The 26,793-nt window shown below is 66.0% G+C and carries 22 protein-coding genes; 2 read left to right on the forward strand and 20 right to left on the reverse strand.

The features are described 5' to 3' along the window. Window positions 1-4 precede the first annotated feature (4 nt). The 10 genes from frr to ACQR0W_RS19420 form a co-directional block, all read right to left on the reverse strand. A complete protein-coding gene (frr, locus tag ACQR0W_RS19375) occupies window positions 5-568 on the reverse strand; it encodes a ribosome recycling factor (protein ID WP_315711599.1) in 564 nt (187 codons plus the stop codon). Between the two features lie 162 nt (window positions 569-730). After that, window positions 731-1,447 (reverse strand): UMP kinase, encoded by a 717-nt coding sequence (gene pyrH / locus ACQR0W_RS19380; RefSeq protein ID WP_316170125.1) that lies wholly within the window; start codon window positions 1,445-1,447, stop codon window positions 731-733. Between the two features lie 74 nt (window positions 1,448-1,521). Further along, the gene (tsf, locus tag ACQR0W_RS19385; RefSeq protein ID WP_315711597.1) at window positions 1,522-2,445 is read right to left on the reverse strand and encodes a translation elongation factor Ts; all 924 of its coding nucleotides are present in this window, start codon (window positions 2,443-2,445) and stop codon (window positions 1,522-1,524) included. Between the two features lie 129 nt (window positions 2,446-2,574). Then, window positions 2,575-3,564: a 30S ribosomal protein S2 gene (locus tag ACQR0W_RS19390; RefSeq protein WP_315711596.1), complete on the reverse strand. Its 990-nt coding sequence runs from the start codon at window positions 3,562-3,564 to the stop codon at window positions 2,575-2,577. 154 nt (window positions 3,565-3,718) lie between these two features. Then, window positions 3,719-4,240, reverse strand: a complete 522-nt coding sequence (locus ACQR0W_RS19395) for a hypothetical protein (RefSeq protein WP_315711595.1) — start codon at window positions 4,238-4,240, stop codon at window positions 3,719-3,721. 90 nt (window positions 4,241-4,330) lie between these two features. Continuing rightward, entirely contained in the window at window positions 4,331-5,293 is a 963-nt protein-coding gene (locus ACQR0W_RS19400) for an FHA domain-containing protein (protein ID WP_315827150.1), read from the reverse strand. Next, window positions 5,290-6,582 carry a S1C family serine protease gene (locus tag ACQR0W_RS19405; protein ID WP_315827151.1) on the reverse strand — a complete coding sequence of 431 codons (1,293 nt, stop codon included), beginning with the start codon at window positions 6,580-6,582 and terminating at the stop codon, window positions 5,290-5,292. The genes ACQR0W_RS19400 and ACQR0W_RS19405 overlap by 4 nt, the downstream gene beginning before the upstream one ends. A 182-nt stretch (window positions 6,583-6,764) precedes the next feature. Further along, window positions 6,765-9,074, reverse strand: coding sequence for a caspase family protein (locus ACQR0W_RS19410; protein WP_316187147.1), 2,310 nt, complete (start codon window positions 9,072-9,074; stop codon window positions 6,765-6,767). Between the two features lie 170 nt (window positions 9,075-9,244). After that, window positions 9,245-12,775, reverse strand: coding sequence for a DNA polymerase III subunit alpha (gene dnaE, locus ACQR0W_RS19415; protein WP_316170123.1), 3,531 nt, complete (start codon window positions 12,773-12,775; stop codon window positions 9,245-9,247). Window positions 12,776-13,239: 464 nt separating this feature from the next. Next, the gene (locus ACQR0W_RS19420) at window positions 13,240-13,953 is read right to left on the reverse strand and encodes an outer membrane protein (protein ID WP_315750905.1); all 714 of its coding nucleotides are present in this window, start codon (window positions 13,951-13,953) and stop codon (window positions 13,240-13,242) included. 269 nt (window positions 13,954-14,222) lie between these two features. On the opposite strand from ACQR0W_RS19420, the gene ACQR0W_RS19425 reads away from it, so the two are divergent. Beyond that, window positions 14,223-14,558, forward strand: coding sequence for a DUF3551 domain-containing protein (locus tag ACQR0W_RS19425; protein ID WP_315711587.1), 336 nt, complete (start codon window positions 14,223-14,225; stop codon window positions 14,556-14,558). Window positions 14,559-14,664: 106 nt separating this feature from the next. Here ACQR0W_RS19425 and ACQR0W_RS19430 read toward each other — a convergent pair whose 3' ends face one another. Next, on the reverse strand, window positions 14,665-15,438 hold the full coding sequence (locus ACQR0W_RS19430; protein WP_315711586.1) for an outer membrane protein: 774 nt from the start codon (window positions 15,436-15,438) through the stop codon (window positions 14,665-14,667). A gap of 445 nt (window positions 15,439-15,883) precedes the next feature. Next, complete coding sequence (locus tag ACQR0W_RS19435; RefSeq protein ID WP_315827155.1) at window positions 15,884-16,654, reverse strand: helix-turn-helix transcriptional regulator; 771 nt, start codon at window positions 16,652-16,654, stop codon at window positions 15,884-15,886. Between the two features lie 140 nt (window positions 16,655-16,794). Between ACQR0W_RS19435 and ACQR0W_RS19440 the strand changes: the two genes are divergently transcribed. Then, a complete protein-coding gene (locus ACQR0W_RS19440; RefSeq protein ID WP_315827156.1) occupies window positions 16,795-17,874 on the forward strand; it encodes an alcohol dehydrogenase catalytic domain-containing protein in 1,080 nt (359 codons plus the stop codon). A 12-nt stretch (window positions 17,875-17,886) separates the two neighbouring features. Here the strand turns inward: ACQR0W_RS19440 and ACQR0W_RS19445 are convergent, their stop codons facing one another. The 8 genes from ACQR0W_RS19445 to ACQR0W_RS19480 form a co-directional block, all read right to left on the reverse strand. Then, window positions 17,887-18,588: an ABC transporter ATP-binding protein gene (locus tag ACQR0W_RS19445; protein ID WP_231324716.1), complete on the reverse strand. Its 702-nt coding sequence runs from the start codon at window positions 18,586-18,588 to the stop codon at window positions 17,887-17,889. 7 nt (window positions 18,589-18,595) lie between these two features. Continuing rightward, window positions 18,596-19,879 (reverse strand): lipoprotein-releasing ABC transporter permease subunit, encoded by a 1,284-nt coding sequence (locus tag ACQR0W_RS19450; protein WP_315711581.1) that lies wholly within the window; start codon window positions 19,877-19,879, stop codon window positions 18,596-18,598. Between the two features lie 95 nt (window positions 19,880-19,974). After that, window positions 19,975-21,309, reverse strand: coding sequence for a proline--tRNA ligase (gene proS, locus ACQR0W_RS19455; protein ID WP_316170122.1), 1,335 nt, complete (start codon window positions 21,307-21,309; stop codon window positions 19,975-19,977). A gap of 207 nt (window positions 21,310-21,516) precedes the next feature. Beyond that, window positions 21,517-22,014, reverse strand: coding sequence for a TlpA family protein disulfide reductase (locus tag ACQR0W_RS19460; protein ID WP_316170121.1), 498 nt, complete (start codon window positions 22,012-22,014; stop codon window positions 21,517-21,519). Continuing rightward, the gene (locus tag ACQR0W_RS19465) at window positions 22,011-23,237 is read right to left on the reverse strand and encodes a sialidase family protein (protein ID WP_316170120.1); all 1,227 of its coding nucleotides are present in this window, start codon (window positions 23,235-23,237) and stop codon (window positions 22,011-22,013) included. Before ACQR0W_RS19465 ends, ACQR0W_RS19460 begins: the two co-directional genes overlap by 4 nt. Before the next feature lie 8 nt (window positions 23,238-23,245). After that, window positions 23,246-25,633 carry a TonB-dependent receptor family protein gene (locus ACQR0W_RS19470; RefSeq protein ID WP_316170119.1) on the reverse strand — a complete coding sequence of 796 codons (2,388 nt, stop codon included), beginning with the start codon at window positions 25,631-25,633 and terminating at the stop codon, window positions 23,246-23,248. A gap of 91 nt (window positions 25,634-25,724) precedes the next feature. After that, window positions 25,725-26,165: a DUF2946 family protein gene (locus ACQR0W_RS19475; RefSeq protein ID WP_315729327.1), complete on the reverse strand. Its 441-nt coding sequence runs from the start codon at window positions 26,163-26,165 to the stop codon at window positions 25,725-25,727. Between the two features lie 65 nt (window positions 26,166-26,230). Then, on the reverse strand, window positions 26,231-26,749 hold the full coding sequence (locus ACQR0W_RS19480; RefSeq protein ID WP_316170117.1) for a copper chaperone PCu(A)C: 519 nt from the start codon (window positions 26,747-26,749) through the stop codon (window positions 26,231-26,233). Window positions 26,750-26,793 lie beyond the last annotated feature (44 nt).

Here is a 26,793-nt window from a genome sequence, read left to right on the forward strand (position 1 = left end):
TCCTTCAGACGGTGAGGATTTCCTTTTCCTTCGCCGCCAGCAGCTGGTCGATCTCCGAGATCACGCTGTCGGTCGCCTTCTGCACGTCGGCAGCGAGGCGCTCCTGATCGTCCTCGGACATCTCGTGATTCTTCTCGAGCTTCTTGAGGGTATCGAGACCGTCGCGGCGGACATGGCGGACGGCGACACGGGCAGCTTCCGCATATTTATGCGCGACCTTGACCAGCTCCTTGCGCCGCTCCTGGTTGAGCTCGGGAATGCGCAGCCGGATCACCTGGCCTTCGGTCGCCGGCGACAGGCCGAGGTTGGAATCGACGATCGCCTTCTCGACGGCCTTGACCATGGAGCGGTCCCAGACCTGCACCGAGAGCAGGCGCGGCTCGGGCACGGAGACGGTCGCGAGCTGGTTGAGCGGCATGTGCGAGCCATAGGCCTCGACCTGGACCGGCTCCACCATCGATGCCGAGGCGCGGCCGGTGCGCAGGCCGCCGAGCTCGTGCTTCAGCGCCTGGGTCGCGCCCTGCATGCGGCGCTTCAGTTCGTTGAGGTCGAAATTGCCCGTGCTCATCACGCTTTCCTTTCTGCAATCCGGGGCGTTGCGGCCGGCTCTGCCAGGCCTTGAAATGCCTGCGGCCGGACTCGGGCGACTCCCGGATGAATTCCTGTCTCGCTTACGCTTCTACCGCAGGCTCGGGATCGGTCCAACACCGGCGGCCGACGGTGCCGCGGCTCACCCCGCGACGATGGTGCCGCACCCTTCGCCCTGCAGCATCGCGCCGATCGAGCCCGGTTCGGCAATGGAGAACACAATGATAGGCAGCGACGTTTCCCGGGCAAGGGCGAATGCGGTCGCGTCCATGACCTTGTAGCCGCCTTCGATGGCCTGCGAATGGGTCAGCCGGTCGAAGCGCTTGGCGGCCGGATCCTTCTTGGGATCGGCGCTATAGACGCCATCGACATTGGTGGCCTTGAGCACGGCCTGGGCACCGATCTCGGCCGCCCGCAAGACCGCTGTGGTATCGGTCGTGAAATAGGGATTGCCGGTGCCGCCCCCGAGCACGACGATGCGTCCTTCGGCCAGCGACTTGTGCGCCGCAGCGCGGGTGAACAGCTCGCACACCTCCGGCATGACGAAAGCGGAGAGCGCCTGCGCCGGGGTGCCCTTGCGCTGGATGGCGGCTTCCAGCGCCAGGCAGTTCATGACGGTGGCGAGCATGCCCATGGTGTCGCCGGTCGGACGCGACACGCCCTGCGACGACACCTCGACGCCGCGCACCATGTTGCCGCCGCCGACCACGACGGCGATCTCGACGCCGAGCTTCTGGGCCGCGATGAGGTCATCGGCGATGCGGTCGACGGTCGGCTGGTCGATGCCGAAGGAATGAGGGCCCGCGAGATATTCGCCGGACAGCTTGACCACGACGCGACGATAGACCGGCTCAGCCATGTGCCAATGCTCTCCTATCCCGCGCGTTGAGATCCGGCGCGAACGCCGCGCCGGATCGTAACTGTGCTCAGTCGTTACTTCTTGCCGCTGGCGGCGGCGACTTCGGCAGCGAAGTCGGTCTCTTCCTTCTCGATACCCTCACCGAGGGCATAGCGGACGAAACCGGCAACCTTGATCGGACCGCCGACCTTGCCTTCGGCTTCCTTCAGCGCCTGCGCGACCGACTTGCCGCTGTCATGGATGAAGGCCTGCTCGAGCAGGGTGACTTCCTTGTAGTAGGTCTTCAGACCGGACTCGACGATCTTCTCGATCACGTTTTCCGGCTTGCCCTGCTGACGATACTTGTCGGCGAGCACGTCCTTCTCGCGCTTGACGAGCTCCGGATCGAGACCCGCCGCATCGATCGCCTGCGGATTGGCCGCGGCGACGTGCATCGCGAGCTGACGGCCGAGCACGGCGAGCTCGTCGGTCTTGCCGGGCGACTCCAGCGCCACGATCACGCCGAGCTTGCCGGCACCCTCGATGACGGCGCCATGGACGTAGCTCGACACGACGCCCTGGCTCACTTCGAGCGAAGCCGCACGCCGCAGCGTCTGGTTCTCACCGATGGTGGCGATCGAATCGGCAATCGCGGCCTCGACCGTGATGCTGCCCACCTTGGCGGCCTTGATCTTCTCCACGTCGGCCCCGACGTCGAGCGCGACCTGGGCAATCATCTTGACCAGACCCTGGAAGTGCTCGTTGCGGGCGACGAAGTCGGTCTCGGAATTGACCTCGACGACCACGCCCTTCTTGCCGGAGGTCAGCGCGCCGATCAGGCCCTCGGCCGCAACGCGACCGGCCTTCTTGGCGGCCTTCGACAGGCCCTTCTTGCGCAGCCAATCCTGCGCGGCCTGCATGTCGCCGCCGTTCTCGGTGAGCGCGGCCTTGCAGTCCATCATGCCCGCGCCGGTCGACTCGCGCAGGTCCTTCACCATCGCTGCGGTGATATTAGCCATCGTTGAACGTCCTTTTGCCTGTCCAAAGCGCGACGCAGCGGATGGCTCGTCGCCGCCCGCTGCCAGGAAAAACCTATCTCAGTCGCGACGGCCGGCGTGAGACGCCGGCCAGAATGGTGTTGTGTCGTCTTACGCGTCGGCGAGCGACTTGGCCTGCGCGACCCAGGCATCGGCCCGGCTCGGGAGACCGACTTCTTCGCCGATCTGGTGCGCGGTGTCGTGGTTGAGCTCGGCGAGCTGCCAGTAGTGGAAGATGCCGAGGTCGTTGAGCTTCTTCTCGATCGCACCGGACACGCCGGTGAGCTTCTTGAGATCATCGGCGGTGCCGCGCGGACCAGGCAGACCCTGGAACGTCGAAGTGGACGCAGCCGGAAGATCTTCCTCGAGCGGAGCCGCCGAGGCGCCGACGTCGATCCCGAGCTCGCCCTGCGCGCGCGAGATGCCGTCGATGGCGGCCCGCGCGATCAGGTCGCAGTACAGCGAAATGGCGCGGCCGGCGTCGTCATTGCCGGGCACGACATAGGTGATGCCCTTCGGATCGCAATTGGTGTCGACAATCGCGGCCACCGGGATCTTGAGGCGCTGGGCCTCCTGGATCGCGATGTCTTCCTTGTTGGTGTCGATCACGAAGATCATGTCGGGCAGACCGCCCATGTCCTTGATGCCGCCGAGCGAGCGGTCGAGCTTGTCGCGCTCGCGCTGCAGGGTCAGCCGCTCCTTCTTGGTGTAGGAGTTGGCTTCGCCCGAGGACAGCACCTCGTCGAGATGACGCAGGCGCTTGATCGAGGCCGAGATCGTCTTCCAGTTGGTCAGCGTGCCGCCGAGCCAGCGCGAATTGACGAAATACTGCGCGCAGCGCTTGGCTGCATCGGCCACGTTGTCCTGCGCCTGGCGCTTGGTGCCGACGAACAGGATGCGGCCGCCCTTGGCGACGGTGTCGCTGACGGCCTGCAGCGCCGTGTGCAGCAGCGGCACGGTCTGGGCGAGATCGATGATGTGGATGTTGTTGCGGGCTCCGAAAATGAAATCGGCCATTTTCGGATTCCAGCGGTGAGACTGGTGACCAAAGTGCACGCCAGCTTCGAGCAGCTGACGCATCGTGAATTCAGGCAGCGCCATTGGATATTCTCCGGTTGATTCCTCCGGAAACGCGTGAGCAAAAACGGGCCGTCAAGGCCCGGCTTGCCACCGGACGCCCTCTAGGAGAGCCAAGTTTCCGTGTGAGATGGCGCGCTATATAGCCGGATTTTGGCGCAACGCAAGGAAAATGGGCTTATTCGGCCTGCAGGAGCTCAACCATCGCCGTCCGGGCCTGCCCCTCCTGCAGCGGAACGAAGTCGACCGGACCCTTGTTGTCGGCGCCCGACGAGGCCGCGGCCATGACGCCCATGCCGAGCAGGCCGAACGCCATGCCGCCGCCCTGCATAGCCCTGGACCGATCACTGGGCCTGATCGAGAAGAAATAGGTCCGCCCCGGCTCGGTGTTGAAATCGAGCACCGAGTCGCCTGGGAACAGGGTCTGGGTGGCGACGAGGTGGTGCGGACCGGCCGGACGGTCGACGTAGACATAGGTTCCGGGGATCAGGCGGCTCAGCGCGACGCCATCGACCTTGGCGTCGCACGTGGTCCGGTCCAGCCAGGCATCCTTCAAGCTCATGATGATGATGCGGGACTGCCCGGCACGCGGTGCCCCGATCTTCTGTGACACCACAGCGTATTCGGTGCCTTCCTTGCCTGTCAGGCATCCTGATACCAGAAATGCCGCTCCCAATCCCAGCAGCGCTCGCCTGTTCATTGCCCCCTCCCCGTAGAAACCCGGGGTTCGAGGCTATGACGGGAACCAGGGAACTTTCAATCTCCGGGAGCAAAGACAGTGGAACTGTGATCAGCGCTCCACACCGGCCGGGGCCAGCGCGGCGCGGTCGGCATCGAGCTTCGCCCTCAGCCGCGCGGCGTCTCCGAAGAAGGTCTGATCGTCCTGCACCGGGACCAGGCGCAGGGACGGCGGCATCAGCACGTGGCTGACGTTGGGACGGCCGGAATTCGCCAACGCCTCCGACCGCTGCACGGTCTGGATCGCGATCGCGACCACCAGCAAAAGGCCGACCACCAGGCCCTTGGCGAGCATATGGGTGCGTCCGACCTCACGCAGATGCAGCAAGCAGGTCGCGGCGAGAACGATCCACGAGACGACGTAGCCGTAGATGAAGACAGCGCTCCAGGTCAGGGCGAACGAGGCAATCTGGGCGAACTCGCTGTAGACCCAGAACGCAATCAGACCGGCCTGCGCGATCAGGAGGTGGCGCAGAAAATGCGAGCGGCCGGAAAACAGCCGCGCCAGCAGCGCCCAGACGCCAACCCATGCGACGACCACCCCGATCATCGTGACGGTCGGCACGAGATAATCGGACAGATGCGCCTCGGAGGTCTGCGCAAACCAGGTCATCACCGCGTTGATTGCGAGCAGGACGACACCCAGGGCGATCGCGGCGATGATCGGCAGCGCCCCGCGTTCGGAGCCCGCGAGCCGCTCCGGCTCGACGGCATGGCCGGCGTCGCGGATCCGAAGCAGCGTCTGGCCGATCCGGATCGGCTTGGCGCCGTCGAGGACGAGCTGCGGCTTCCGGCTCTTGCCGCGATCGAGAAAGAGGCCATTGGCGCTGCCGAGATCCTCGGCGACCAGGCGCCCCTCGCCGTCGCGGAAAATTCGCACATGGCGCGCGGCGACATAGGGATCGTCGAGGATGACGTGATTGTCGTAGCCGCGGCCGATGCTGATCTCGGCGGCATCGACGCGGAAGCGGCCGGCGACGTCGCGATGCTTGGAGAGGATCTCGATCCAGATCATCGTGCGACCTGCAGGCGTTCGAGGAAGCTCTTGCCGAGGCGCAAGGCGTCGTCATAGGCGATCGCCTGCAGGTTCAGCCGCGACACCAGCGCCTCGTCGGCATGGTCCTGCGTCACCGCGACCAGCACGACGTCATAGAGGCCGTCGAACTCGCGATAGCCCTGCGCGCACCACAGCACGCGTAGCGGCGGATGAGCGGCCGCCGGCGTCACGCCGACGAAATCGGCATGGCAATGCTGCGGCGTGTACCATTTGCGGAACGAGCCGCCCTGGGTGAGTCGCGGCTGCGCCAGCTGCGTCAGCACGGTCGCGAACTGGAATTGATTGAGGTCGATCGATTTCGCGTAGGAGTGGCTGACCTCCACCACGCCGGTGTTGAGGTCGGAGGCGACATAGACGCTGGCCTCGGCCTTGCAACTGGTCGAATTGATGCTGGCGCGCGGCTTCGGCGACGCGCTGGCATTGGTGCTCGCCCAGCATTCGAACCAGCCCGCGCGCGTCTCCGGCGCCTGATAGGAGCCGAACACCCGATCGCGGAAGCCCTCCTCGCCCAGCGACTTGTAGAGCGCTCCACGCCAGCTCGTAAGCTGCGCGATCACGTCCTTGTGCAGATCGGCCGCCGCCGGCCTGGCATCTTGGCCGCGCGCCAGGAGCGCGGCCGCGAAGCGCGCCGGCACCAGGAAGCTGATGAGCTGGCCGCCGCGGCGCGTGGCGACGTTGATGCCGACCACCTGGCCTTGCGCATTCACCGCCGGCCCACCGCTCATGCCGGGATTGAGCGCGCCGGTGAAATGGATGTGATCGTTGTAGCTGTGCTCGACGAGCCCGTTATACGTGCCCTCGATGATGGTGAAGCCGAGGTCGAGCGGGTTGCCGAGCGAATAGAGCCGCTCGCCTTTCGGCAGGCTGCCGTCGAGCGCGGCCTTGTCGAACGAAAAGAACGGCGCGTTCTGCTTGTCGACGCGAACGAGCGCGAGATCGTTGGGCAGGTCGACAGCGAGCAACGTGACGCCGCCCTGCGTGCCATCGGCTCCCGTATATTCGAGCCGGTATGTCTTCGGCTCGAGTGCTGCATCCGACACAACGTGATAGTTCGTGACCGCGAGCCCGTCGGCGGAGACCAGAAAGCCGGATCCGGTCGAGGTCTGGCGGCCGGCATCGGCCACGAGCGTGCGGATCTGGAGCAGGCGCGGCGGCGCCGAGGCATAGACGGCTTCGGCGCCCGGCAGCGCTTGAGCATCGCTTGGCGATGGCAGGCCGGCGATACCGACGCCGCAAAGCGCGGCCATGATTGAGCTTCGCAAAGACAGCGTGCGCAAGGTCCCGACAAACGCTGATATCACTGATGCCCCCGCAACACGTCGTCGGCCGCCGACGTCCTGCGCCCACGATCGATCAGTCCGGCGGTCCGGCCATATCGAAAACAGGCCGATGTTGCAACCGCGCCGACCTCAGGCCAACGCGCGGCGGCTCAGCAATGCGGGACGTTCGGCGGACATCTCTTGCCCGGCGGCGGGGCCGCCGGACGTGGCGGCGGCGGCGCGGGCCGTGCCATCGGCGGCGGTGGCGGCGCCGGCCGGGCCACGGCGGCCATCGGCGGGGGACTGGGACGCGCCATCTGCGGTGGAGGCGCAGGACGCGCCATCGGTGGCGGAGCGGACGGACGCATGACTTGCGGCGGCGGTGGCGCCGGCCGAGGTGGCGGAGCCGCCCGAACCATCGGTGCAACCGGCGGTCGTGGCGGCGCCGGTGGCGGACTCAGACGCGCCGTCGCCGGTGGTGGCGGCGGGCGGCGCTGGATCTGCGGTGGCGTCGCCTGCTGAATGCGCGGGCTCACCTCAGGCCCGCGCGGAACGGCTGACGGCATGACCGGACGGGACGGCGTCACCGATGGCCTTGCGGACTGCGGCACGACTGCGCCCGGCGGCGTGCGGTTCGCGCGCAGATCCTGGCGCGCGGGCGGTGGCAGCGCGGCAGAGGGCGATGCCGGTGCCGGCTGGCGCAGATTAGGAGCCTGAACCGATGGTGGCACCGGCGGACCCCCGCGACCGGGCACCGGCAGCGGATTGACATTGGCATGCCCCTGCCCGGGTCCCGTCATGGCGGGCGAGGGTCCGCCCGGCGGAGCGTTGGCCTGAATGGCCGGTGCTGCACCGGGCCGGACCGTGGGATTGGTGAGCGGTCCTCCCGGCGGCGGGACCTTGCCCTGCTGGATCAGCGTGGCGCGCTGCGCGACGGCCGGCGGCAGGGCCGGTGCCACCGCCACGGCCGGCGTCGTCACGGCCGCGGGGCCGGCAGTGATCGGCGCGGCCGGCGGCGTCGGACGATTGATCACGGTGTTGATGACGGTCGGGTTGTGGATGTTCTGGTAGATGATGTTGTTCGGCGGCGGCGCAACGAAAGCCGGCGGCCGGACATAGACCGGGATCGGCACGAACACCGGCCGCGGCAGGATGAACAGGCCGACCGGCGCGAACGGCGGCGGCAGCTCCACGAACTCCGGGAGAGGCGGCGGCAGGATGTAGACCGGCGGCGGGGGCGGCGGCACGAAATCGAATTCGGGATCCGAGAACAGCAGCACCGGACGTTCGACATAGATCACCTCGTCGAGCGGCGGCGGCGGCACGTCATATTCGATCATCGCGAAGGTCGGCGGCGGCGCCGGCTGTGCCGACAACATCGCCAGCCGCCGCCGGGCGTCCTCGGCATGCGCGCCATAGGGATAGCGCTTCAGGTAGGACCAATAGGCCTCCGGGCTGTCGGTGCGAAACGTCCGTCGCCAGGTCAGCGCCTCGCGGCGAGCGGCGACGAGGGCGCGCACGCGCCGCGCCAGCGGGTCGCTCGGATAGGCGGCGATGAAATCCTCATAGCCCTGCAGCGTGTCGCGCTCGAGCGCCGCGGCATAGGCCTCCTGCACCGGCAGCTCGCGGATCGGGCGCGAGCGCAGCGCCGCGGTCTGCTCCGGCGAATCCGGCGTGGCCGGCGCGTCCGGCGCCCGCTCGAAGAAGGTGAAGGCGGCCTGGATCTTCTGCGCATCCCACGGCACCTGCGCGCCCTTGGTCTCCTCGTTGACGCGCAGCCGCAGCCGGTCGAACACCTCCGGCAGCGACAGGCCGCCGGAGCGGATCATCTCCGCGAGCGAGCGCGCGTAGACGCCGTAGGCGCCGGTCTCGTTCGGCGCGATCGTGCCCGGCGCCGCATTGAAGGCGATCAGCATGTTGGCATCGGGCTCGACCAGCGCCAGGCCGCCGGCGATCGCCGGACCGCTGGCGATGAAGGGCTGCTGGCGGGCGGCATCGAGCACCACGACGCTGGCCTTCACCGGCGTCGCCGCAAGCTGGCGGATGTAGTCGCTGAGGCGCAGGCCTTCGGTCGGAATGTCGACGTCGCTGCCGATGTTGGCGTCGACGGGAAGAAAATAGTTCTCGCCGGCGAGCTGCATGCCGTAGCCGGCCAGATAGACCATTGCGACGGTGTTGGTGTCGGCTGACTGGGCCTTGTGAATGAAATCGCGAAAGCTCTTGCGCAGCGTGTCGGCATCGAGATCGCGCGCGCCGACCACATCGAAGCCCGCGGCCTGCAGCGTCTGCGCGATCAGGCCGGCGTCGTTGGCCGCCGTCGCCAGCGGGCCCTTGGCATAGGCCCCGTTGCCGATCACCAGAGCGATACGCTTTTCGGCGCCGGGCTGCTGCGCTGCGGCAAGCCGCGGCAAGGCCGCCAAGGCGAGCAGGCAGAGCGAGACACTCAGGACGATCTTCGCGGTGATCTTGGTCAAGCGCATGGTTCAAGCCCCTTCGAGGCACCCGCCGCGGATTCAGCGGGAGAATGGCTGAACCGCGGTTGAACGGAGGCATGTCCGTACAGCCCACGCGCAGCTTTTTTGTTCCTCGTCCCCCCGTTCGACCAGCAAGATCGCCGGACGCAGCCGCTCCAGCGGAACGATCGCCTCGATTACAGCTGCTGCACGTCGACCACGCCGGTCACCGCCTTGATGGCACCTGCGATTTGTGGCGAAACCTTGAAGCGCCCCGGCAGCTTCATCTCGACCTCGGTTTCGAGGTCCAGCATCATGACCAGCGACACCTCGCCTTCGCCTGCTGCGGTGCGGGGCGCCAACGGCGGCGCGGCGCTCTTGGCGATCGCCCCGTTGCCATTGACCGCGGCACCTTCCGGCCCCTGCAGGCGCTTGACGATGGAATCGAGCGGCTTGGTGTCGCGCAGGAAGATGCGCAATCCGCGCTGCGTCTTGGCGGCGGCATCATCGAGCGGCTCGGCATGCAGCACCCGCGCGCGGACATCCTCGCCCTGCAGCTCGGCGCCGAGCTGCAGCAGCACCGCCGCGCCCGGCTCGAGCACGTCGCGATATTGTGCGAGGCCCTCAGAGAACAGCACGGCCTCGAAATGGCCGGTCGGATCCGACAGACCCATGATGCCCATCTTGTTGCCGGTCTTGGTGCGCCGCTCCATGCGCGACACCACGGTGGCGGCAACCTTGCCCGCGGTCGCGCCGGTCTTCACCGCACGCGAAAACTCGGCCCAGCTCTGCACGCGCAGGCGCTTCAGCGCCGCCGCGTAGTCGTCGAGCGGATGGCCCGACAGGAAGAAGCCGATCGCATCATATTCGCGCCGCAGACGCTCGGCCGGCAGCCAGTTCTCGATGTTCGGCAGGATGATCGCGGGCGCATCGGCGGCGTTGCCGAACATGTCGTTCTGGCCGGAGGTGGCGGCCTCGTGCGCGCGCTGGCAGGCGGCGACGATCGCGTCCGCGCCGGCGAACACGCGGGCGCGGTTCTTGTCGAGCACGTCGAACGCACCGGCCGCCGCCAACGTCTCGATGATGCGCTTGTTGATCGCGCGCGGATTGACGCGAGAGGCGAAGTCGGCGAGCGAGGTGAACGGGCCGCCCTTGTTGCGGGCCTCGACGATCATCTCGATCGCCTGCGGGCCGACGCCTTTCAACGCCGCGAGCGCGTAGAAGATGGTGTTGCCGCTGACCTCGAAGGTCGGCCCCGAGCGGTTGATCGACGGCGGCTCGACCTTGATGCCGAGGCGCTGCGCCTCGGCACGAAATTCCGAGAGCTTGTCGGTGTTGTTGAGATCGAGCGTCATCGACGCCGCGATGAACTCCACCGGATAATGCGCCTTCATGTAGGCGGTGTGGTAGGACACCAGCGCATAGGCGGCCGCGTGCGACTTGTTGAAGCCGTAGTCGGCGAATTTGGCGAGCAGGTCGAAGATCGTGTCGGCCTGGTCCTTCGGCACGCCGTTCTTGACGGCGCCTTCGACGAAGCGTACGCGCTGCTTGTCCATCTCGGCGCGGATCTTCTTGCCCATGGCGCGCCGCAGGAGATCGGCTTCGCCGAGCGAATAGCCGGACATCTGCTGCGCGACCTGCATCACCTGCTCCTGGTAGATGATGACGCCGAAGGTCTCCTTCAGGATCGGCTCCAGGATCGGGTGCAGATATTCCGGCTCCTCCTCGCCGTGCTTGCGGGCGCAGTAGGTCGGAATGTTGGCCATCGGACCGGGACGATACAGCGCCACCAGCGCGATGATGTCCTCGAAGCGGTCCGGGCGCATGTCGATCAGCGCCCGCCGCATGCCCTGGCTTTCAACCTGGAACACGCCGACCACGTCGCCCCGCGCCAGCATCTGATAGCTCGGCGCGTCGTCGATCGGCAGGGTCGCGAGATCGACGTGGACGTCGCGCTGCTTCAGCAGCTTCACGGCGACGTCGAGCACGGTCAGCGTCTTCAGGCCGAGGAAGTCGAACTTGACGAGGCCGGCGGGCTCGACCCACTTCATGTTGAACTGGGTGACCGGCATGTCCGATTTTGGATCGCGATACATCGGCACCAGCTCGCTCAGCGGCCGGTCGCCGATGACGATGCCGGCGGCGTGGGTCGAGGCATGCCGCGTCAGGCCTTCGAGGCGCATCGCGATGTCGAAGGCGCGCGCCACCACCGGGTCCTCGTCGCGGAAGGCCTGCAGCTTCGGCTCGCCCTCGATCGCGGCGGCGAGCGTCACCGGCGCGGCCGGATTCTGCGGCACCAGCTTGGTGAGCTTGTCGACCTGCCCGTAGGGCATCTGCAGCACGCGGCCGACGTCGCGCAGCACGCCGCGCGCCTGCAGCGTGCCGAAGGTGATGATCTGCGCCACCTGGTCGCGGCCGTAGCGCTGCTGCACGTAGGAGATCACCTCGCCGCGGCGGTCCTGGCAGAAGTCGATGTCGAAGTCCGGCATCGAGACGCGCTCGGGATTGAGGAAGCGCTCGAACAGCAGCGCGAACCGCATCGGGTCGAGGTCGGTGATGGTCAAGACCCAGGCGACCAGCGAGCCTGCACCGGAGCCGCGCCCCGGTCCCACCGGGATGCCGTGCGCCTTGGCCCATTTGATGAAGTCCGACACGATCAGGAAGTAGCCCGCGTACTTCATGCGCATGATGACGTCGAGCTCAAAGGCGAGCCGCTTCTGATAGTCCTCCTCGGTCATGCCCGGCGCCATGCCGTGCACCTTGAGGCGCCGCTCCAGACCCTCCTCCGCCTGTCGCTTCAGCTCGGCGGCCTCGGCGCTGGCGGCGTCCACGGCATCGCTGCCGGTGCCGGCGCCGACCGTGAAGAACGGCAGGATCGGCTTGCGCGTCCGCGGCCGGTACGAACAGCGCTCGGCGATCTCGATCGTCGAGGCCAAGGCCTCCGGAAGGTCGGCGAACAGCACCGCCATCTCGGCACGGGTCTTGAAGCGGTGATCCGGCGTCAGCTGCACGCGCTCGGTGTCGGCGATCAGATGGCCGCCGGCGATGCACAGCAGCGCATCATGCGCCTCGTAGTCGTCGGCGGTCGCGAAATACGGCTCGTTGGTCGCGACCAGCGGCAGGCCCTTGCCATAGGCGATATCGATCAGGCCGCCTTCGACGCGGCGCTCGCGGTCGACGCCGTGGCGCTGCAGCTCGATGTAGAGGCGGTCGCCGAACAGGCTTGCCAGCCGCTCGCAGCGCTGCGTCGCAAGTGCCGCCATGTCGTGCTGGATCGCGAGCGAGATCGGGCCATCGGGCCCGCCCGTGAGCGCGATCAGACCATCGACACCCTCGTTCAGCCACTCGAACTTGATGTGCGGCGCCTGGTGCGTCGGCGTCTCCAGGAAGGCGCGCGAGTTCAGCCGCATCAGGTGGCGGTAGCCCTCCTCGCGTGCGGCGAGCAGGACGATTCGCGAGGGCTGCGCGACCGCGCCGGCATTGCGGGCATTCGGGTCCATGTCGCCGAAATCGATGGCGAGCTCGCAGCCGGCAATCGGCTGGATGCCATAGCTCGCCATCTTGTCGGAGAATTCGAGCGCACCGAACATGTTGTCGGTGTCGGTCAGCGCCAGCGCCGGCTGACGGTCGGCCTTGGCGAGTTCGCCGAGCTTGCCGATCTTGATCGAGCCCTTCAGCAGCGAATAGGCGGAATGGACGTGGAGATGGACGAATCCGGCGCTGGACATGCTCGCCTTGCAGCTTCCCTGGGGCTTGTTCCGAGATCACGGTGCGGGGCCAAGCCTTGGGCTCGGCTCGAAGTCATGAACCGCCATGACCCTAGACCCCGACCGACTCGCTCCGCATCATATCGGACGACCTCCGGCGAGTCCGGCGCCCTCGCCTGCCTTGTCCCCAGCCGCCGCGCTCGGAAAACTAAAGCTGTGGAATGATTTGCGCCCAGAGCGCGATCATGCCGACGAACAGCGTGATCGACGCCAGCGCGGCGGCTTCTTGAACGAAAACCTTCAGCATCGGGACCTCCCTGAGTCAGAACATATGAAGAACAATGTTCCTTTTCTGTTCTCAGGTCAAGCGCGCTGATCGGCTCATCGCCGCGCCGGCACAGCAAATGGTTAACCCGCCTCCGCAAACAAAAAGCCCCGGCGCGAACGCCGGGGCTTTCCAATCGGCCGATCGAGCGAGGATCGACTCAGTACCGCGTCGCGACCGGGCCGCCGAAGCGGTAGTTCAGGCGGGCGGTGAACAGATCGACGTCCTGCTTGATGCTGTCGGAGCCGAGCGCGCCGAAGCTGACGGTCTGGCGGTCCATGAACAGATGGTCGTACTCGACGCCCAGCGACCAGTTCGGCGCAAAGCCGTATTCGACGCCAGCACCCACCACGCCGCCCCAGCGCGTGTCGTCGTTGGAGGCGAGGAACGCGCCGGTCGCCGCGTTGGTGATCGTGTACTTGTTGCTGGTCACGGCCGCGCCGCCCTTGGCGTAGAGCAGCACGTTGTTGATGGCGTAGCCGACCTGGCCGGTGAACAGGCCGAACGCATCGGTCTTGGTGCGGTTACGCGTTCCGAACAGCGCGCTCTGATTGTCGCCGGTGAGGTCGGCCCAGTTGCCCTGCGCCTCGACGCCGAACACGATCTGGCCCATCTGCCAGCGATAGCCGACCTGGCCACCGACGGTGCCGCCGGATGCATCATGCGAACCCTCGCGGCCGCCGCCGACCAGATCCCAGGTGTTCTCGCTCCAGCCGCCGCCACCGTTCGCGCCGATGTAGAAGCCGCTCCAGTCATAGATCGCAGCCATCACCGGCGGCGGTGCCTTCGTGTAGGGACGCGCAGCGAGATCCGCGGCAAGCGCCGGCGAGGCCAGCACCACGAGCGCCGTCGTCGTCAACAGAAGTTTCTTCATCACAGGTCCAGTCTCGTCTCATTTGGCCCCCAGGCCAGCCGCACCTCTTACCGATCTGCGCCACAATTGCTGTAGCCGCTCGGTCACAGCTCGCTGCTGAAAGGCCACGAGACATGTTAGGAAATTAATCTTTAATCACAGTGTGTTGATGGAACTTTCCAGCTTGCAATCGAGGGCCGACCGACTACACACGCGTGAGGGCCGTCGCGCCGGTGCTTCGCCATGAAGCGCGCGCGTTCTGGTCATCAAGGGATGAAGGGAGATCGTTGATGCGTGAGGTTTTATTTGCGGCCCTGGCTGCAGCCGGCCTCGTGGTCGCAACCCATGCGCCGGCTCACGCCGTCGGTGTCAGGCATGCGTTCTGTCTGCAGGGTGATGAGTTTCCGGGTTTGAGCCACTGCACCTTCGACACTTACGCGCAATGCCAGGCGACGGCGTCGGGACGCCTGCTGAACTGCATCGCGAACCCCTATTTCGCCGGTGTCAGCAATGACCCGCGCGCGACGCCCTATCCGTATCCGCACAGGCAGCGGATTAGGCCGCGTCCGCCGGCGCCGAATCCCTACGCGCCGTTCCCCAACCCGTTCGTGTTCGAAGAGGACTGACCCGTCCCCGCCTTCGACGCAGCGAGCTGCCGTCTCAGGCCATACCATCGAAGGTTCGTCGAAGCCGCGGCTTCGACGAACCGGAGCAATCGAGGGTGACGTTGCGTCAGCGCATCATCCCGAAACCCGGACCGAACTTGTAGTTCAGCTTCACGAGCCCGATGTCGACATCCTGCTTGATGCGATGAGTCATCGCGGGCGCGCCGGCCGCGGCGACGAAGTTCAGGTTCTTGTTGCCCAGGAAGATGTGGTCGTACTCGACGCCGACCGACCAGTTCGGCGCAAAGCCATATTCGAGGCCGGCACCGATCGTACCGCCCCAACGCGTCGTGTTGGCGCGATCGAGCATCACGTTGGTGCCCGTGGTGAAGGTGTCGTAGCGATCGCCGACGACCGCGGCACCGCCCTTGATATAGCCGAGAATGTTGTCGAAGGCATAGCCGACCTGGCCGGTGAACAGGCCGAAGCCGTTGGTGCGTGAACGGTCGCTGACATTGGGAAGAATCAGGTTGCGATTCGTGCCTTTGAAATTCGCCCAGTCGCCCTGCGCCTCGACGCCGAACACCCAGTTGGCCATCTGATAGCGGTAGCCGACCTGGCCGCCGACGGCCGCGCCGCCGCCCCCGGAGCAGCCTTCGCGGTTGGCTGCCGGGTTCACCGCCACACCGGCGTTCGAAACCAGATTCCAGCAATCCCGGCTGGAACCTCCGCCGGCGTTGAAGCCGACATAGAAGCCGCTCCAGTCATACACCGTCGCCACGACGGCGGGCGGCGCCTTGGTGTACGGCCCCTTCTTCATCGGAAGATCAGCTGCGAATGCAGACGTCGCCGCGGCGATTGCGCCGAGCCCCACCGTTGCGCCGAAAAGCGTCTTCATCATCGAACTCCGTAGCTTCTGTCCCAAAGTCCCCAGGCCCCCTGGTTCCGTGCGAAAAACATGCAGCGCGACGAAGCGACTATGCCACCCGCATTCGCTCCGCCGACGTCAACCGATGTGCAGATCAGAACCATTCTTTCCGGCTTTTATGGGATTGGGCGCAAAGGCCTGTTTTTCAAGGCTTTGCCGGCAACATGAACAAACAACTAATAAGATGTAAGGAGGAGTCGTGGCCGGCGTCCATCCATGGCCACAATGCGAGCGACGGCAAAATCGTGATCGGGAAACTCCCGGTCACGGAACGACCCCTGTCACGTCTCAGTCGTGAATTCTTCAGGGCAGCACGACGAGTCTTGCGAATGCGTAGCATCATCATGCGCAAAGCGGACGAATGTGTGGTGCTTCCCGGCCGACGCGGAATGCACGCTCGTCCGGAGCGGCATCGTCATCACGTGTAGTAGATCGCCAACTTCAGCGCGGGATCGTCGTTGGACTGGAAGGTCGCGTATCGCAGCCTCACGCGGCCCTTCTTCGGATGCTCGAGCAGCTTTTCGCCCGCAGCAAGCGCATTGACGTCGTGCGCCGCCCACAAGCCATCGAACTCGCGGCTGCCACGCCGCAGCCGCGCGATCAGATCGACGAAGGCGGGATCGCCCGCCCACAGATCATAGGTCGCGCGAAACTGCGCGACCATGCGTTGCGCCAGCTCCTTCCATTGCGCGCCGAACAGCCGGCGCACGCCGGGCTTGCACAGCATCAGCACCAACGTGTTGCGCTCATCGTCGGCGAGTTGCGAGAAGCCGAAGATCTCGTCCGCCGCCGCATTCCAGGCGAGCACATCCCATCGCCGTCCGGAGATGTAGGCCGGCTGGTTCAGACTCTGCACGAGTTCGCGCAGTCGGGGCGGCACCTGCTCGCGCACGAACGGCTTGCGCGCAGGATCGCGCACCAGCGCCTTGAGATGAGCATGCTCGGTTCGGCTCAGGCGCAGGGCGCGCGCCAGCGCATCGATGGTGGATGAGGACGGCTTCACCGCACGGCCCTGCTCGATTCGGATGTACCAGTCGACGCCGATGCCAGCGAGCTCGGCTACTTCCTCCCGCCGCAGCCCTGCGGTGCGTCGCCGCCGCCCGGCTGCGAGCCCGACCGCCTGCGGCGTCAGCTTCTCGCGCCGCGAGCGCAGGAAGTTTCCGAGTTCGGCATGTCTTGGATCACTCATCTCCGAGATCACTCATGGTTCGCCCCCGATGGCGGTGCGCCCAGCCTGGGCTTCTTCAATCCTAGGATAATACCAGGCCTTCTTGCGCGTAGGATAGACCGGCAGACTGGTGCCTCGCCATCGCGAAAATGGAGAAGATCATGAAGGCCGCAGTGCTCAAACGATTTGGATCGCCGCTCGAGATCGAGCATGTCGAAGACCCCGTGCTCGGCACCGGCGAGGTGATCGTCGACATCGCCGCAGCCGGCGTGCTGTCCTATGCGAATGAAGTGTTCAGCGGAGAACGCAAATATCTGCTGGAACTGCCGGTCATCCCGGGAACGAGCGGCATCGGCAGGGTCAGCGCGCTCGGTCCCGATGCCACGCATCTTGCGATTGGCGACTGGGTGTTCTGCGATCCGACGGTGCGCTCACGTGACAATGCGCTCGCCCCCGACATAACCCTGCAAGGCCTGAGCGCGCGCGGACCGGGCGGGCTCAAGCTACAACGGCATTTCCGGCACGGCTCGTTCGCCGAGCGCATGCGGCTGCCAACGGAGAACGCCAAGCCGATCGGTGTCATCGATGCCCGCGACGCGGCGCGGTGGTGCGCGCTCGGCACCCTGCTCGTGCCCTATGGCGGCTTTCTTGCCGCCAATCTGCAGGCGGGCGAGACCGTGCTGGTCAGCGGCGCCACCGGCAGGTTCGGCAGCGCCGCAGTCGCGGTGGCGCTCGCCATGGGCGCCGCTGCGGTCGTGGCGCCCGGTCGCAACGAGGCCATGCTGGCCGAGCTCAAGCGCCGGTTCGGCGCACGCATCCATCCAGTCAGGCTGTCGGGCCATGAAAGCGAGGACACCGAGCGCATGAAGCGCGCCGCGCCCGGCCCGATCGACTGCGTGCTCGACATCATGCCGCCCTCCGTCACGACCAATGTCGTGCGGACCGCCGTGATGACCGTACGTCCCTATGGGCGCGTGGTGTTGATGGGCGGAGTCGGCATGCTCGGCGGCCCCGGGCTCGAGCTGCCCTACCCCTGGATCATGCGCGACTGCATCACCATCCGCGGCGTTTGGATGTGCCCGCCGACAGCGACAGTGAAGATGGTGGGACTGATCAGGGCCGGACTGCTCGACCTCGCGCAGTTCGAGCCGACCTGTTTCGACCTCGACCATGCCAACGACGCGGTCGCCCATGCCGCCGCCCATCGCGAGCCGTTCAAGATGACGGTGATCAGGCCCTGACTGCGGCCGGACTCAGTCGAGCTCGACGACCTTGCCGCCGACGATGGAGACGCGCCGGTCCATGCGGCCGGCCAGCTCCATGTTGTGGGTCGCGATCAGCATCGCGACCCGCGTGGCCTTCACGAGCTGCATCAGCGCGTGAAAGACGTGATCGGCGGTGCCAGGATCGAGATTGCCGGTCGGCTCGTCCGCCAGCAGCGCACGCGGCGCATTGGCGACCGCACGCGCGATCGCGACGCGTTGCTGCTCGCCGCCGGAGAGCTCGGCCGGGCGGTGCTTGATGCGCTCGCCGAGCCCGAGATAAGCCAGGATCTCGGTCGCCCGCTTCACCGTCTCGGACCGTTTCAAGCCGCGGATCATTTGCGGCAGCATCACGTTCTCCAGCGCCGTGAACTCCGGCAGCAGCCGGTGCGACTGGTAGACGAAACCGATGTCGGTCCTGCGCATCTGGGTGCGCTCGATGTCGGTCAATTGCGACGTCGGCACGCCCCCGACATAGACCTCGCCCTCGTCGGGACTCTCCAGGAGACCCGCGATGTGCAGCAATGTCGACTTGCCCGAGCCCGACGGCGCCACCAGCGCCACCGACTGACCGGCCCACAGCGCCAGCTTGGCGCCGTCCAGAATGGTCAGCTGCTGCTCACCCTGCATGTACCGCCGCTTGATCTCGTGGAGATAAACGACCGGCACATCCTCGGCCCCCTGCTCGTCCATCAGCGCCTCACTCGTAGCGAAGCGCTTCGACCGGGTCTAATCGGGCCGCGCGCCAGGATGGATACAGCGTAGCCAGGAAAGACAGGGTCAAGGCCATGATCAGAACGGCCGCAGTCTCGCCGGCATCGATCTCAGCCGGCAGCTTCGACAGGAAATAGAGTTCATTGGGAAACAGATCGGTGCTCGTCAGCCAGGACAAAAACTTCCTGATCGAATCGATGTTCATCGAGATCAGGAGGCCGACGACGAATCCGGTGAGCGTGCCGACCACCCCGATCGAGGCGCCGGTGATCAGGAATATCCGCATGATCGCCCCCTGCGAAGCCCCCATGGTCCGCAGCACGGCGATGTCCTGGCCCTTGTCCTTGACCAGCATGATCAGTCCCGAAACGATGTTGAGCGCGGCGACCAGCACGATCAAGGTCAGGATCAGGAACATCACGTTACGCTCGACCTGCAGCGCATTGAAGAAGGTCGAGTTACGCTGGCGCCAGTCGACGAGAAAGATCGGGCGGCCGGCTGCCTCGGTGACCGTCTTGCGAAACTCCTCCACCTTGTCGGGATTGCTGGTGAAGATCTCGATCGCGGTGACGTCGTTGTTGCGATTGAAATAGGCCTGCGCCTCGGCCAGCGGCATGAAGACGAAGCTGGCGTCGTATTCCGACATGCCGATCTCGAACACCGCCGCGATCTTGTAGGGCTTGATGCGCGGCGTGGTGCCCATCGGCGTCACGGCGCCCTTCGGGGCGACCAGCGTGATGCTGTCACCGGCATGCAGCGACAATTGGTCCGCGAGCCGGCGGCCGATCGCGACGCCCTGGCCTTCGTCGAAACCTTCCAGCGAACCCTGCTTGATGTTCTTGGCGATCGAGGTCAGGTTCGTGAGGTCCTGCGCGCGAATGCCGCGGATGAACACGCCTGACGCATTGAATGGCGACGAGCCCAGACCCTGTCCGTCGACCACCGGCGCGGCGAGTCGGATGCCCTGCACCTGCGCGATCCGCTCCGAGACGTCCTTCCAGTCGGTCAGCGGCGACTCCAGCGGCTGCACCAGCAGATGCCCGTTCAGACCGAGGATCTTGTCGAGCAGCTCCTTGCGGAAGCCGTTCATCACCGCCATTACGATGATCAGGGTGGCGACGCCCAGCATGATGCCGAGGAAGGAGAACCCCGCGATGACGGAGATGAACCCTTCCCTGCGGCGCGCACGCAAATAGCGCCCCGACAGCATCCACTCGAAGGGAGCGAAGGGGGTGGTGGTCTGCACCGGTTCGGTCATGGCGTCATCCATTGTGCGATCATCCCATGATTCGGGCCGAATGTGGCCGGATTGGCCTGAAGGGGACGGGCTGCCCCGGTGGATAATCCGATGATCGAACGAGCGCCTCAGCCAGCCAATGCCCCGCCACCGAGCCGTGCCACGACGTCCGCCGGGGACATCATCTGGCGGGCGCCGTCGCTGCGGGTCTTCACCTCGACCTTGCCTTCGGCGAGGCTCTTGGGGCCGACCATGATCTGCCAGGGGATGCCGATGAGGTCCGCCGTGGCGAACTTGCCGCCGGCGCGCTGCTCGGTGTCGTCGTAGAGCACGTCGACCCCCTTGGCGAGGAGATCGCGATAGAGCTGCTCGCAGGCGACATCGGTGTCGGAACCGCCCTGCTTCAGGTTGAGGATGACGGCACGGAACGGGGCGACCTCCTCCGGCCATTTGATGCCGGCCTCGTCGTGACAGGCCTCGATGATCGCACCAGCCAGCCGCGACACGCCGACGCCATAGGAGCCGCCATGGATGGTGACCTCCGCCCCATCGGGGCCGGCGACCAGCGCCTTCATCGGCTCGGAATATTTGGTGCCGAAATAGAAGATCTGGCCGACCTCGATTCCGCGGGTATGGACCCGCCGCTCGGCCGGCACCTCGGCCTCGAACCGGGCCGCGTCATGGACGTCCTCGGTCGCCGCGTAGAGCGACGTCCATTGCTTGATGATCGGGGTCAGGTCGCCGTCATAGTCGACGGACGCCGGCGGGATCGGCAGATCGAGCACGTCGCGGTCGCAGTAGACGCCGGATTCACCGGTCTCCGCGAGCACGATGAACTCGTGGCTGAGATCGCCGCCGATCGGACCGGTCTCGGCGCGCATCGGGATGCCCTTCAGGCCCATGCGCGCGAAGGTGCGCAAGTAGGCGACGAACATCTTGTTGTAGGCACGCCGCGCGCCAGCTTCGTCGAGATCGAATGAATAGGCGTCCTTCATCAGGAATTCGCGGCCGCGCATCACGCCGAAGCGCGGACGCTGCTCATCGCGGAATTTCCATTGGATATGATAGAGATTGAGCGGCAGGTTGCGGTAGGACTTCACATAGGCACGGAAGATCTCCGTGATCATTTCCTCGTTGGTCGGCCCGTACAGCAACTCACGCTTGTGGCGGTCGCTGATACGCAGCATCTCCGGGCCATAGGCATCGTAGCGGCCGCTCTCGCGCCAGAGGTCGGCGAGCTGCAATGTCGGCATCAGCAGTTCCAGCGCTCCGGCGCGGTTCTGCTCCTCGCGCACGATCTGCTCGATCTTCTTCAGCACCTTGAAGCCCAGCGGCAGCCAGGCATAGATGCCGGCCGCCTCCTGCCGCAGCATGCCGGCGCGCAGCATCAACCGGTGCGAGACGATCTCGGCTTCCTTCGGATTTTCTTTCAGAATGGGCAGGAAAAACCGCGACAGACGCATGGGCGAGGCCTTCGAGATTCGGTTCGGGCTGGCGCAGTCAAACCGGATCAGGCGGCAAAACACAAGGCTGGGTTTGAAAAAAGGCGGCTAAGCCGCCGGATTCCCAATCAATTTACCGGTTCCGCTGAAGTGGAGGATGAACGGCGCACGTCGCCGTGATGAGGCTAGCGCAGGGCGACCGGGCAAGATCGCCGCGCCCCGGCCGTCTTAGTGCCCCCGCCCCTGCTCCGAGGACCATTTGTCGAGATCGCCGATCTCGGCGCTGCCTTCGATGGTCGAGACCGCGCCCTCGCGGGTCACGAGTATCGTGCGCGGGATATCACCCTGCCAGGACGGATCGATCTCGAACCGGAGACGCTCGACATATCCGTCGTTGAAGATGAAGTTCTCCGCCGTGGTAAGTCCGGCCTTGTCCAGCATGGCCTGGGTCGCAGCGTTCAGGTTCGGCACCAAATCGGCGCTGACGGTGACCACGTCGATCTCGGGATGATCGGACATGAACTTGCCGAGCTGCGGCAGCTCGATCTTGCAGGGGCCGCAGGTGACGCCCCAGAAATGGATCAGCGTCGGACGACCCGCATGGGCCCGCAGCACCTCGCGCCAGGTGCCGCGCTCGAACGGTTTCAGCGATGGTGGAGCTGCGGTGCTCGACGCCGTCAAGGCGACGAGCCCAGAGAACGCAAGGACGGCGAATGCACGTTTCATGACTCATCTCCGATCGGCAGCAACCGATAGCCGTCCGACTTGGTCATCCAGGACAGGAAGATCTGCCTGCCATGGGCGACCAGCAGCGGGTGATCCGACGCATTGTCCGTGCTGGCAAGGGCGCGCGGCTTCGACCACGTCTCGCCATCGTCCCGCGATTGCATTCCCATCACCGTGGTGCGCTCGCCGTCGAACTCCTTCCACACCAGCGTCGTGCTGTCCTGGGTCGCGAGCACATAGGGCCGCGTCGGATTGCGGTCGGCCTGGCCGATCGCCATGGGTTCCGAGAACGTCCGGCCACCGTCGCGCGAATGCGCGTAGAACAGCCCCTTGCGAACCTTGCCGCTGGTAAACCAGGCGACATGATAGGTGCCCGCCGGCGACACGGTCAGGCTCGGCCCCTGATGCGGGCAGGCCTTGATCTGCCAATCATCGGTGCTGACCCGGTGGACCTCGCCGGGGGTGCCGAGGTCGCTGAACGTGATCACGGCATGGTCGCGCACGCTGCCTTCGAAGATGTTGCGGAACATCACCGCCGGACGTCCCGGCCCCGCGAAGGCAACGCCGAGCCGGCAACATTCGCAGGTGTTGTCCTGGGCCAGCGTCGCTTCGGCATAGGTGGCGCCGCCATCGCGCGATGAGGAGAAGAACAAGCCCGCGCCCTCGTAGGCGCGCCCGGCTGCTTTCGCCGGCACGCGGTTGCGCTTGTCGAGCCACGCCACGAAGACGGTGCCATCCTGGTCCAGCGCCAGCGCCTCGAAGCGCTGGCTCTCGTTGTTCGACGTAATGGGACGGGGTGCCGCGAAGCTTTTGCCGCGATCCTCCGACCTGGAGTACAGCACCTGCCCGTTGAACGCCTGGTCGCGGAAGATCGAGAACGCGACCGCTATGACGCCTTTGCCATCGACCACCAGCTTCGGCCGCGCATCGGGCCCCCAGTCGAGATTGAGCTGCTGCTCGGTGACCGGCACGGCGGCGGAATACGTCTGCCCGCCGTCGGTCGAGCTCGCCACCGACACCCGTCCTCCGGCCATCCAGACGAGCCAGAGCTTGCCGTCTTCGGCGAAGAACGGCGTCACCTTGGTGGCGCATCGGAGCTCGGTGCCGTCGCAGGCCGCCTCGGATCCGTGCTGGTGGGCCATCTGGGCTTGGGCGGTGAGCGGAGAGAGCAATGCGATCGCCAGCCCGACGAGCCCACCCCGAAGCTGTGCGATCCTTGTCATTTCGGTCCTCATCGGAATGCCACCTTCATACCCGCCACGAAGGCGCGCGGCGAGCCGGCGTAGATCGTCCCGGTGGTCGCCACGTCCTGCACGCCGGACTTCATCGCATTCTGCACGTTGTTCGCCGACGCGATATAGGTGCGGTCGAATACGTTTCGGACCTCGAAGAAGACGTTCAACGACTTGAAAGCCTCCGAGGCCAGCTCGGTCTTGTAGTGGACGTTCAGGTTGACGAGCTCATAGCCGGGCGCTTTCAACAAATTCGCGTTGTCCATATAGAATGAATCCTTCCATTGGACCTCGACGAAGCCGCCGAGCCCGGCCAACGTTCCGTTGGCGTGATCGTAGCTCAGCCGAGCGGTCAGCTCATTCGGCGAGATGCCGGGAATCTTGTTGCCGGCGCGGTTGAAGCTGAAGAGAGTCGATCCGCCCGCGAGGTTCTCGGTGTACTCGGTGTAGACTTGGTCGAGATAGGTGTAGGCGGCGGTGAACCGCCATCCGGGCAGGAACCGCCAGTCGGCCGCCAATTCGACGCCGCGATGCTCCGAACGCGGCGCGTTGAAGGTGTAGGAGGTGTTCTGCGTCCCGGTGACGGCCTGGGTGACGATCTCGTTGCGGAAGAACTCGTAGAAGCCCGTCGCGCTGAGGGTCAGAGACCGGCTCGGCGTCCAGTCGAAACCCACGTCGTAGCCCAGATTGGTCTGCGACTTCAGTTGCGTGTTGTTGCCGAAATCGCCGGTTGGCAACACGAACAGGTTCGAGACCTGCGGCGTGCCATAGCCGGTGGCAACGCGGGCGCGCAGCAGCCAGTCGCTGTTCACGCGGTAGAGCAGCGCCAGCTCGGGAGCGAGATTGTCGAACTGCCGGTCCGCCGTCGTGATCGTCGTCGTTGTCGTCGCGCCGTAGGTATAGGCGGTGTTCACGCCGCGCAGATGGGTACGCTCCCAGCCGAGACCGGCCACCGCCGTCAGTGCCGCTGTCAGCTTGAGCTCCTCGCGCGCCCGCAGGCCGTAGTTGGTGGTCTCGCTCCAGGTGTTGGCCGAGAGGCCGCCGAGCGCCGCGTTGCCGCCGGGCACGACGAAGCGCGTATCTCCGGATGCGGTCAGCGTGTTGTAGAATGCGCCGAAGAAGGCGGTCGATTCCAGCCCGAAGATCTCTCCCCTTTTGGTGATGTCGCTCATGTAGTTGTAGGACGGATAGTCGCCGATCGCGCTGGTCGATCCTGTCGGCTGGCTGATGTTGCGGTCGTCGAACACGAACTGGTTGCGCCAGCTCGTGTCGTTGTCGAAGTCGTGCTCCCAGCGGCCCCCGACGATGGTGCGGCGGTCGTTGCGGCCGAGCCCGGCTTGCAGCGCGGTCTCCTGGTCCACCCCGCCGAGCGTATTGAGGCCGTTCTTGTTGAGCCCAACAGCCGCGCAGCCGGCTGCCCTGGAGGCCCAGGTGGTGCAGCCCTGCTGATACGGGTTTTGATAGTATTGGCTCAGCGTGTATCGGATTGGCAGCCGCGTGAACAGGTCGTTGTTGATGATCTTGACCGTAAAGCGGTCATCCGGCGTCGCCTTGTAGGTGCCGAGGAAGTTGACGGTCTGGGTGTTGAACCAGCTGTTGCCGAGATAGCCATCGCCGCGGACGTCGCTGGTGAACAACGAGCCCTCGAAATTGCCGACCTTCTTGCCGAACGTCATGTAGTTGCTGAGATAGCCGAAGCTGCCGCCTTCGCTGCCTATCTCCGCACCGTCGATGCTGCTGCCCGGGCGGGTGCGGAAATTGATCGCGCCTCCGGTCGCATAGTTGCCGTAGAGCGCCGAGGACGGCCCGCGGATCACGTCGACCGCACCATAGGCGTGGGGATCGATCAGGTCGCTGCGCGACAGCCCGTCCGGCTGGGTGACTGGAAATCCGTCCTCGAACAGCACGATGTTGCGGATGCCGAACCCGTTGCGGGCATTGGAGCCGCGGATCGAGATGCCAAGGTCGCGCGGTCCGTTGCCCTGCTTGAGCGAGACGCCGGGGCTTTCGCGCAGGATGTCGCCGACGGAAAACGCAGGCCGGTCATCGTAGCGGCTGCGGTCGATCGTGGTCGCGGTCTGGCCGGTCGGCGACTGGCTGAGCTGGTTGCGGGCGGCGCCGGCACCCGAGGCTGGATCGGACACCGCTCCTCCCTGTCCGGAGCTGCTGGCCACGGATGCGGCAGCCGGCTTTGGCGCGCGCGTGCGGACGGACGTTGCCTGCGTGACCGGCTTGCGCACGGCCCGTTGTGGTGCGGCACGCGGCGCGTCGACGGTGACGGACGGCAATTCCTTCTCGGTCTCGGCGCGCGCGATCGTGGACGATTGCAGCAGCAAGAGCTGCAGTGCGAGCACGCTCACACCACCCAGGGCATGACGACGGAACATGTTTGACTTCCCCGATGCCGGCTCTGCACGGCCGGTCTTCCTGATTCAAAACGGATCGGCGCGCGGCTGCGGCCGATGACGATTTCTGTCCTCAGGAGAGGGAGGGAGGTCCTCTTGGTTGCGCCTGTGCCCGGGCAAGCAGATGAACGAGGCGGAGCTCGCGCGCCGTCCAGACGATGGACGCCGTCAGACGCAGCGGAGCCGCATCGAACGGCGCGGGCGGCGCATCGAGCGCCGCGGCGGCGTGCAGCACGCAGCACATGACGCAGTCAAGGCCGCAGGCGGTGCGGTCGGTATCGCCACCAGGGGGCGCCGCATCCGTCTCGGCATGACAGATCGCCATCCCGCCGAACGGATCGGCCGTCGCGATCGTCGCGGCGCTCAGGGCGGACGCCGCCACTGGCGCCAGCACCTGCAACAGCATTGCTAGCAGCGCGACCGGCAGATATCGGCCGAGCTTCTGACGGACATTGGCAGGACGTCGGGCGCGGTCAGCCGCCACCAGCCGGCTCGCGCGCGAACCGGCTGTCATGGCGGCGTTCAACACCCGTTGGTTCATCGAGGCCGGCCCTCCGTCGGAGTCGCGAGGCGCCCGGCCTACATCTTCATGCCGGAATGATCGTGCTGCTTCATCATGCTGCCGCCCTCGCCCCCCGGCCCCTTGGCGCCGACCGCCTGCACCTCGAGCGTCACGGACACCTTGCCGGCCTTCTCGAACTCCAGCGTGACCGGCAGCTTGTCGCCCTGCTTCAGCGGGCTCTTCAGATCCATCAGCATCAGGTGATAGCCGCCCGGCGCCAGCGCGACGGTCTTGCCCGGCTCAATCGTGAGTCCCTTGTCGAGCGGACGCATGGTCATCACGCCGTTGGTGACGGCCATCTCGTGAATCTCGACCCGCCCGGCGACAGCGCCGGTCACCGCGACGAGGCGGTCCGGCGCGCTGCCCTTGTTCTCGATGGTCAGATAGCCGGCGCCCGTCTTGGCGCCACCCGGCGTGGCGCGGCTCCATGGCTGGGTGATGACGAGGTCACCGGCCTTCACGTCCGCGGCGAAGGCGGCAGAAGATCCTCCCAACAGGAGAGCGAATGCAAGCAGAGAGCGTCCGAGGAAGGTCATGTCGTCATCCTTTTCTTGGCGGCGATGCGCCAGCTTGATCGATT

This window comes from Bradyrhizobium sp. HKCCYLRH1034 (assembly GCF_051168375.1).
Taxonomy (GTDB): Bacteria; Pseudomonadota; Alphaproteobacteria; order Rhizobiales; family Xanthobacteraceae; genus Bradyrhizobium.

Bases quoted from the DNA above. Each gene is read 5' to 3' on its own strand.
- frr (WP_315711599.1), bottom strand. From the start codon at position 568: ATGAGCACGGGCAATTTCGACCTCAACGAACTGAAGCGCCGCATGCAG.
- pyrH (WP_316170125.1), bottom strand. From the start codon at position 1,447: ATGGCTGAGCCGGTCTATCGTCGCGTCGTGGTCAAGCTGTCCGGCGAA.
- tsf (WP_315711597.1), bottom strand. From the start codon at position 2,445: ATGGCTAATATCACCGCAGCGATGGTGAAGGACCTGCGCGAGTCGACC.
- ACQR0W_RS19390 (WP_315711596.1), bottom strand. From the start codon at position 3,564: ATGGCGCTGCCTGAATTCACGATGCGTCAGCTGCTCGAAGCTGGCGTG.
- ACQR0W_RS19395 (WP_315711595.1), bottom strand. From the start codon at position 4,240: ATGAACAGGCGAGCGCTGCTGGGATTGGGAGCGGCATTTCTGGTATCA.
- ACQR0W_RS19400 (WP_315827150.1), bottom strand. From the start codon at position 5,293: ATGATCTGGATCGAGATCCTCTCCAAGCATCGCGACGTCGCCGGCCGC.
- ACQR0W_RS19405 (WP_315827151.1), bottom strand. From the start codon at position 6,582: ATGGCCGCGCTTTGCGGCGTCGGTATCGCCGGCCTGCCATCGCCAAGC.
- ACQR0W_RS19410 (WP_316187147.1), bottom strand. From the start codon at position 9,074: ATGCGCTTGACCAAGATCACCGCGAAGATCGTCCTGAGTGTCTCGCTC.
- dnaE (WP_316170123.1), bottom strand. From the start codon at position 12,775: ATGTCCAGCGCCGGATTCGTCCATCTCCACGTCCATTCCGCCTATTCG.
- ACQR0W_RS19420 (WP_315750905.1), bottom strand. From the start codon at position 13,953: ATGAAGAAACTTCTGTTGACGACGACGGCGCTCGTGGTGCTGGCCTCG.
- ACQR0W_RS19425 (WP_315711587.1), top strand. From the start codon at position 14,223: ATGCGTGAGGTTTTATTTGCGGCCCTGGCTGCAGCCGGCCTCGTGGTC.
- ACQR0W_RS19430 (WP_315711586.1), bottom strand. From the start codon at position 15,438: ATGATGAAGACGCTTTTCGGCGCAACGGTGGGGCTCGGCGCAATCGCC.
- ACQR0W_RS19435 (WP_315827155.1), bottom strand. From the start codon at position 16,654: ATGAGTGATCCAAGACATGCCGAACTCGGAAACTTCCTGCGCTCGCGG.
- ACQR0W_RS19440 (WP_315827156.1), top strand. From the start codon at position 16,795: ATGAAGGCCGCAGTGCTCAAACGATTTGGATCGCCGCTCGAGATCGAG.
- ACQR0W_RS19445 (WP_231324716.1), bottom strand. From the start codon at position 18,588: ATGGACGAGCAGGGGGCCGAGGATGTGCCGGTCGTTTATCTCCACGAG.
- ACQR0W_RS19450 (WP_315711581.1), bottom strand. From the start codon at position 19,879: ATGGATGACGCCATGACCGAACCGGTGCAGACCACCACCCCCTTCGCT.
- proS (WP_316170122.1), bottom strand. From the start codon at position 21,309: ATGCGTCTGTCGCGGTTTTTCCTGCCCATTCTGAAAGAAAATCCGAAG.
- ACQR0W_RS19460 (WP_316170121.1), bottom strand. From the start codon at position 22,014: ATGAAACGTGCATTCGCCGTCCTTGCGTTCTCTGGGCTCGTCGCCTTG.
- ACQR0W_RS19465 (WP_316170120.1), bottom strand. From the start codon at position 23,237: ATGACAAGGATCGCACAGCTTCGGGGTGGGCTCGTCGGGCTGGCGATC.
- ACQR0W_RS19470 (WP_316170119.1), bottom strand. From the start codon at position 25,633: ATGTTCCGTCGTCATGCCCTGGGTGGTGTGAGCGTGCTCGCACTGCAG.
- ACQR0W_RS19475 (WP_315729327.1), bottom strand. From the start codon at position 26,165: ATGACAGCCGGTTCGCGCGCGAGCCGGCTGGTGGCGGCTGACCGCGCC.
- ACQR0W_RS19480 (WP_316170117.1), bottom strand. From the start codon at position 26,749: ATGACCTTCCTCGGACGCTCTCTGCTTGCATTCGCTCTCCTGTTGGGA.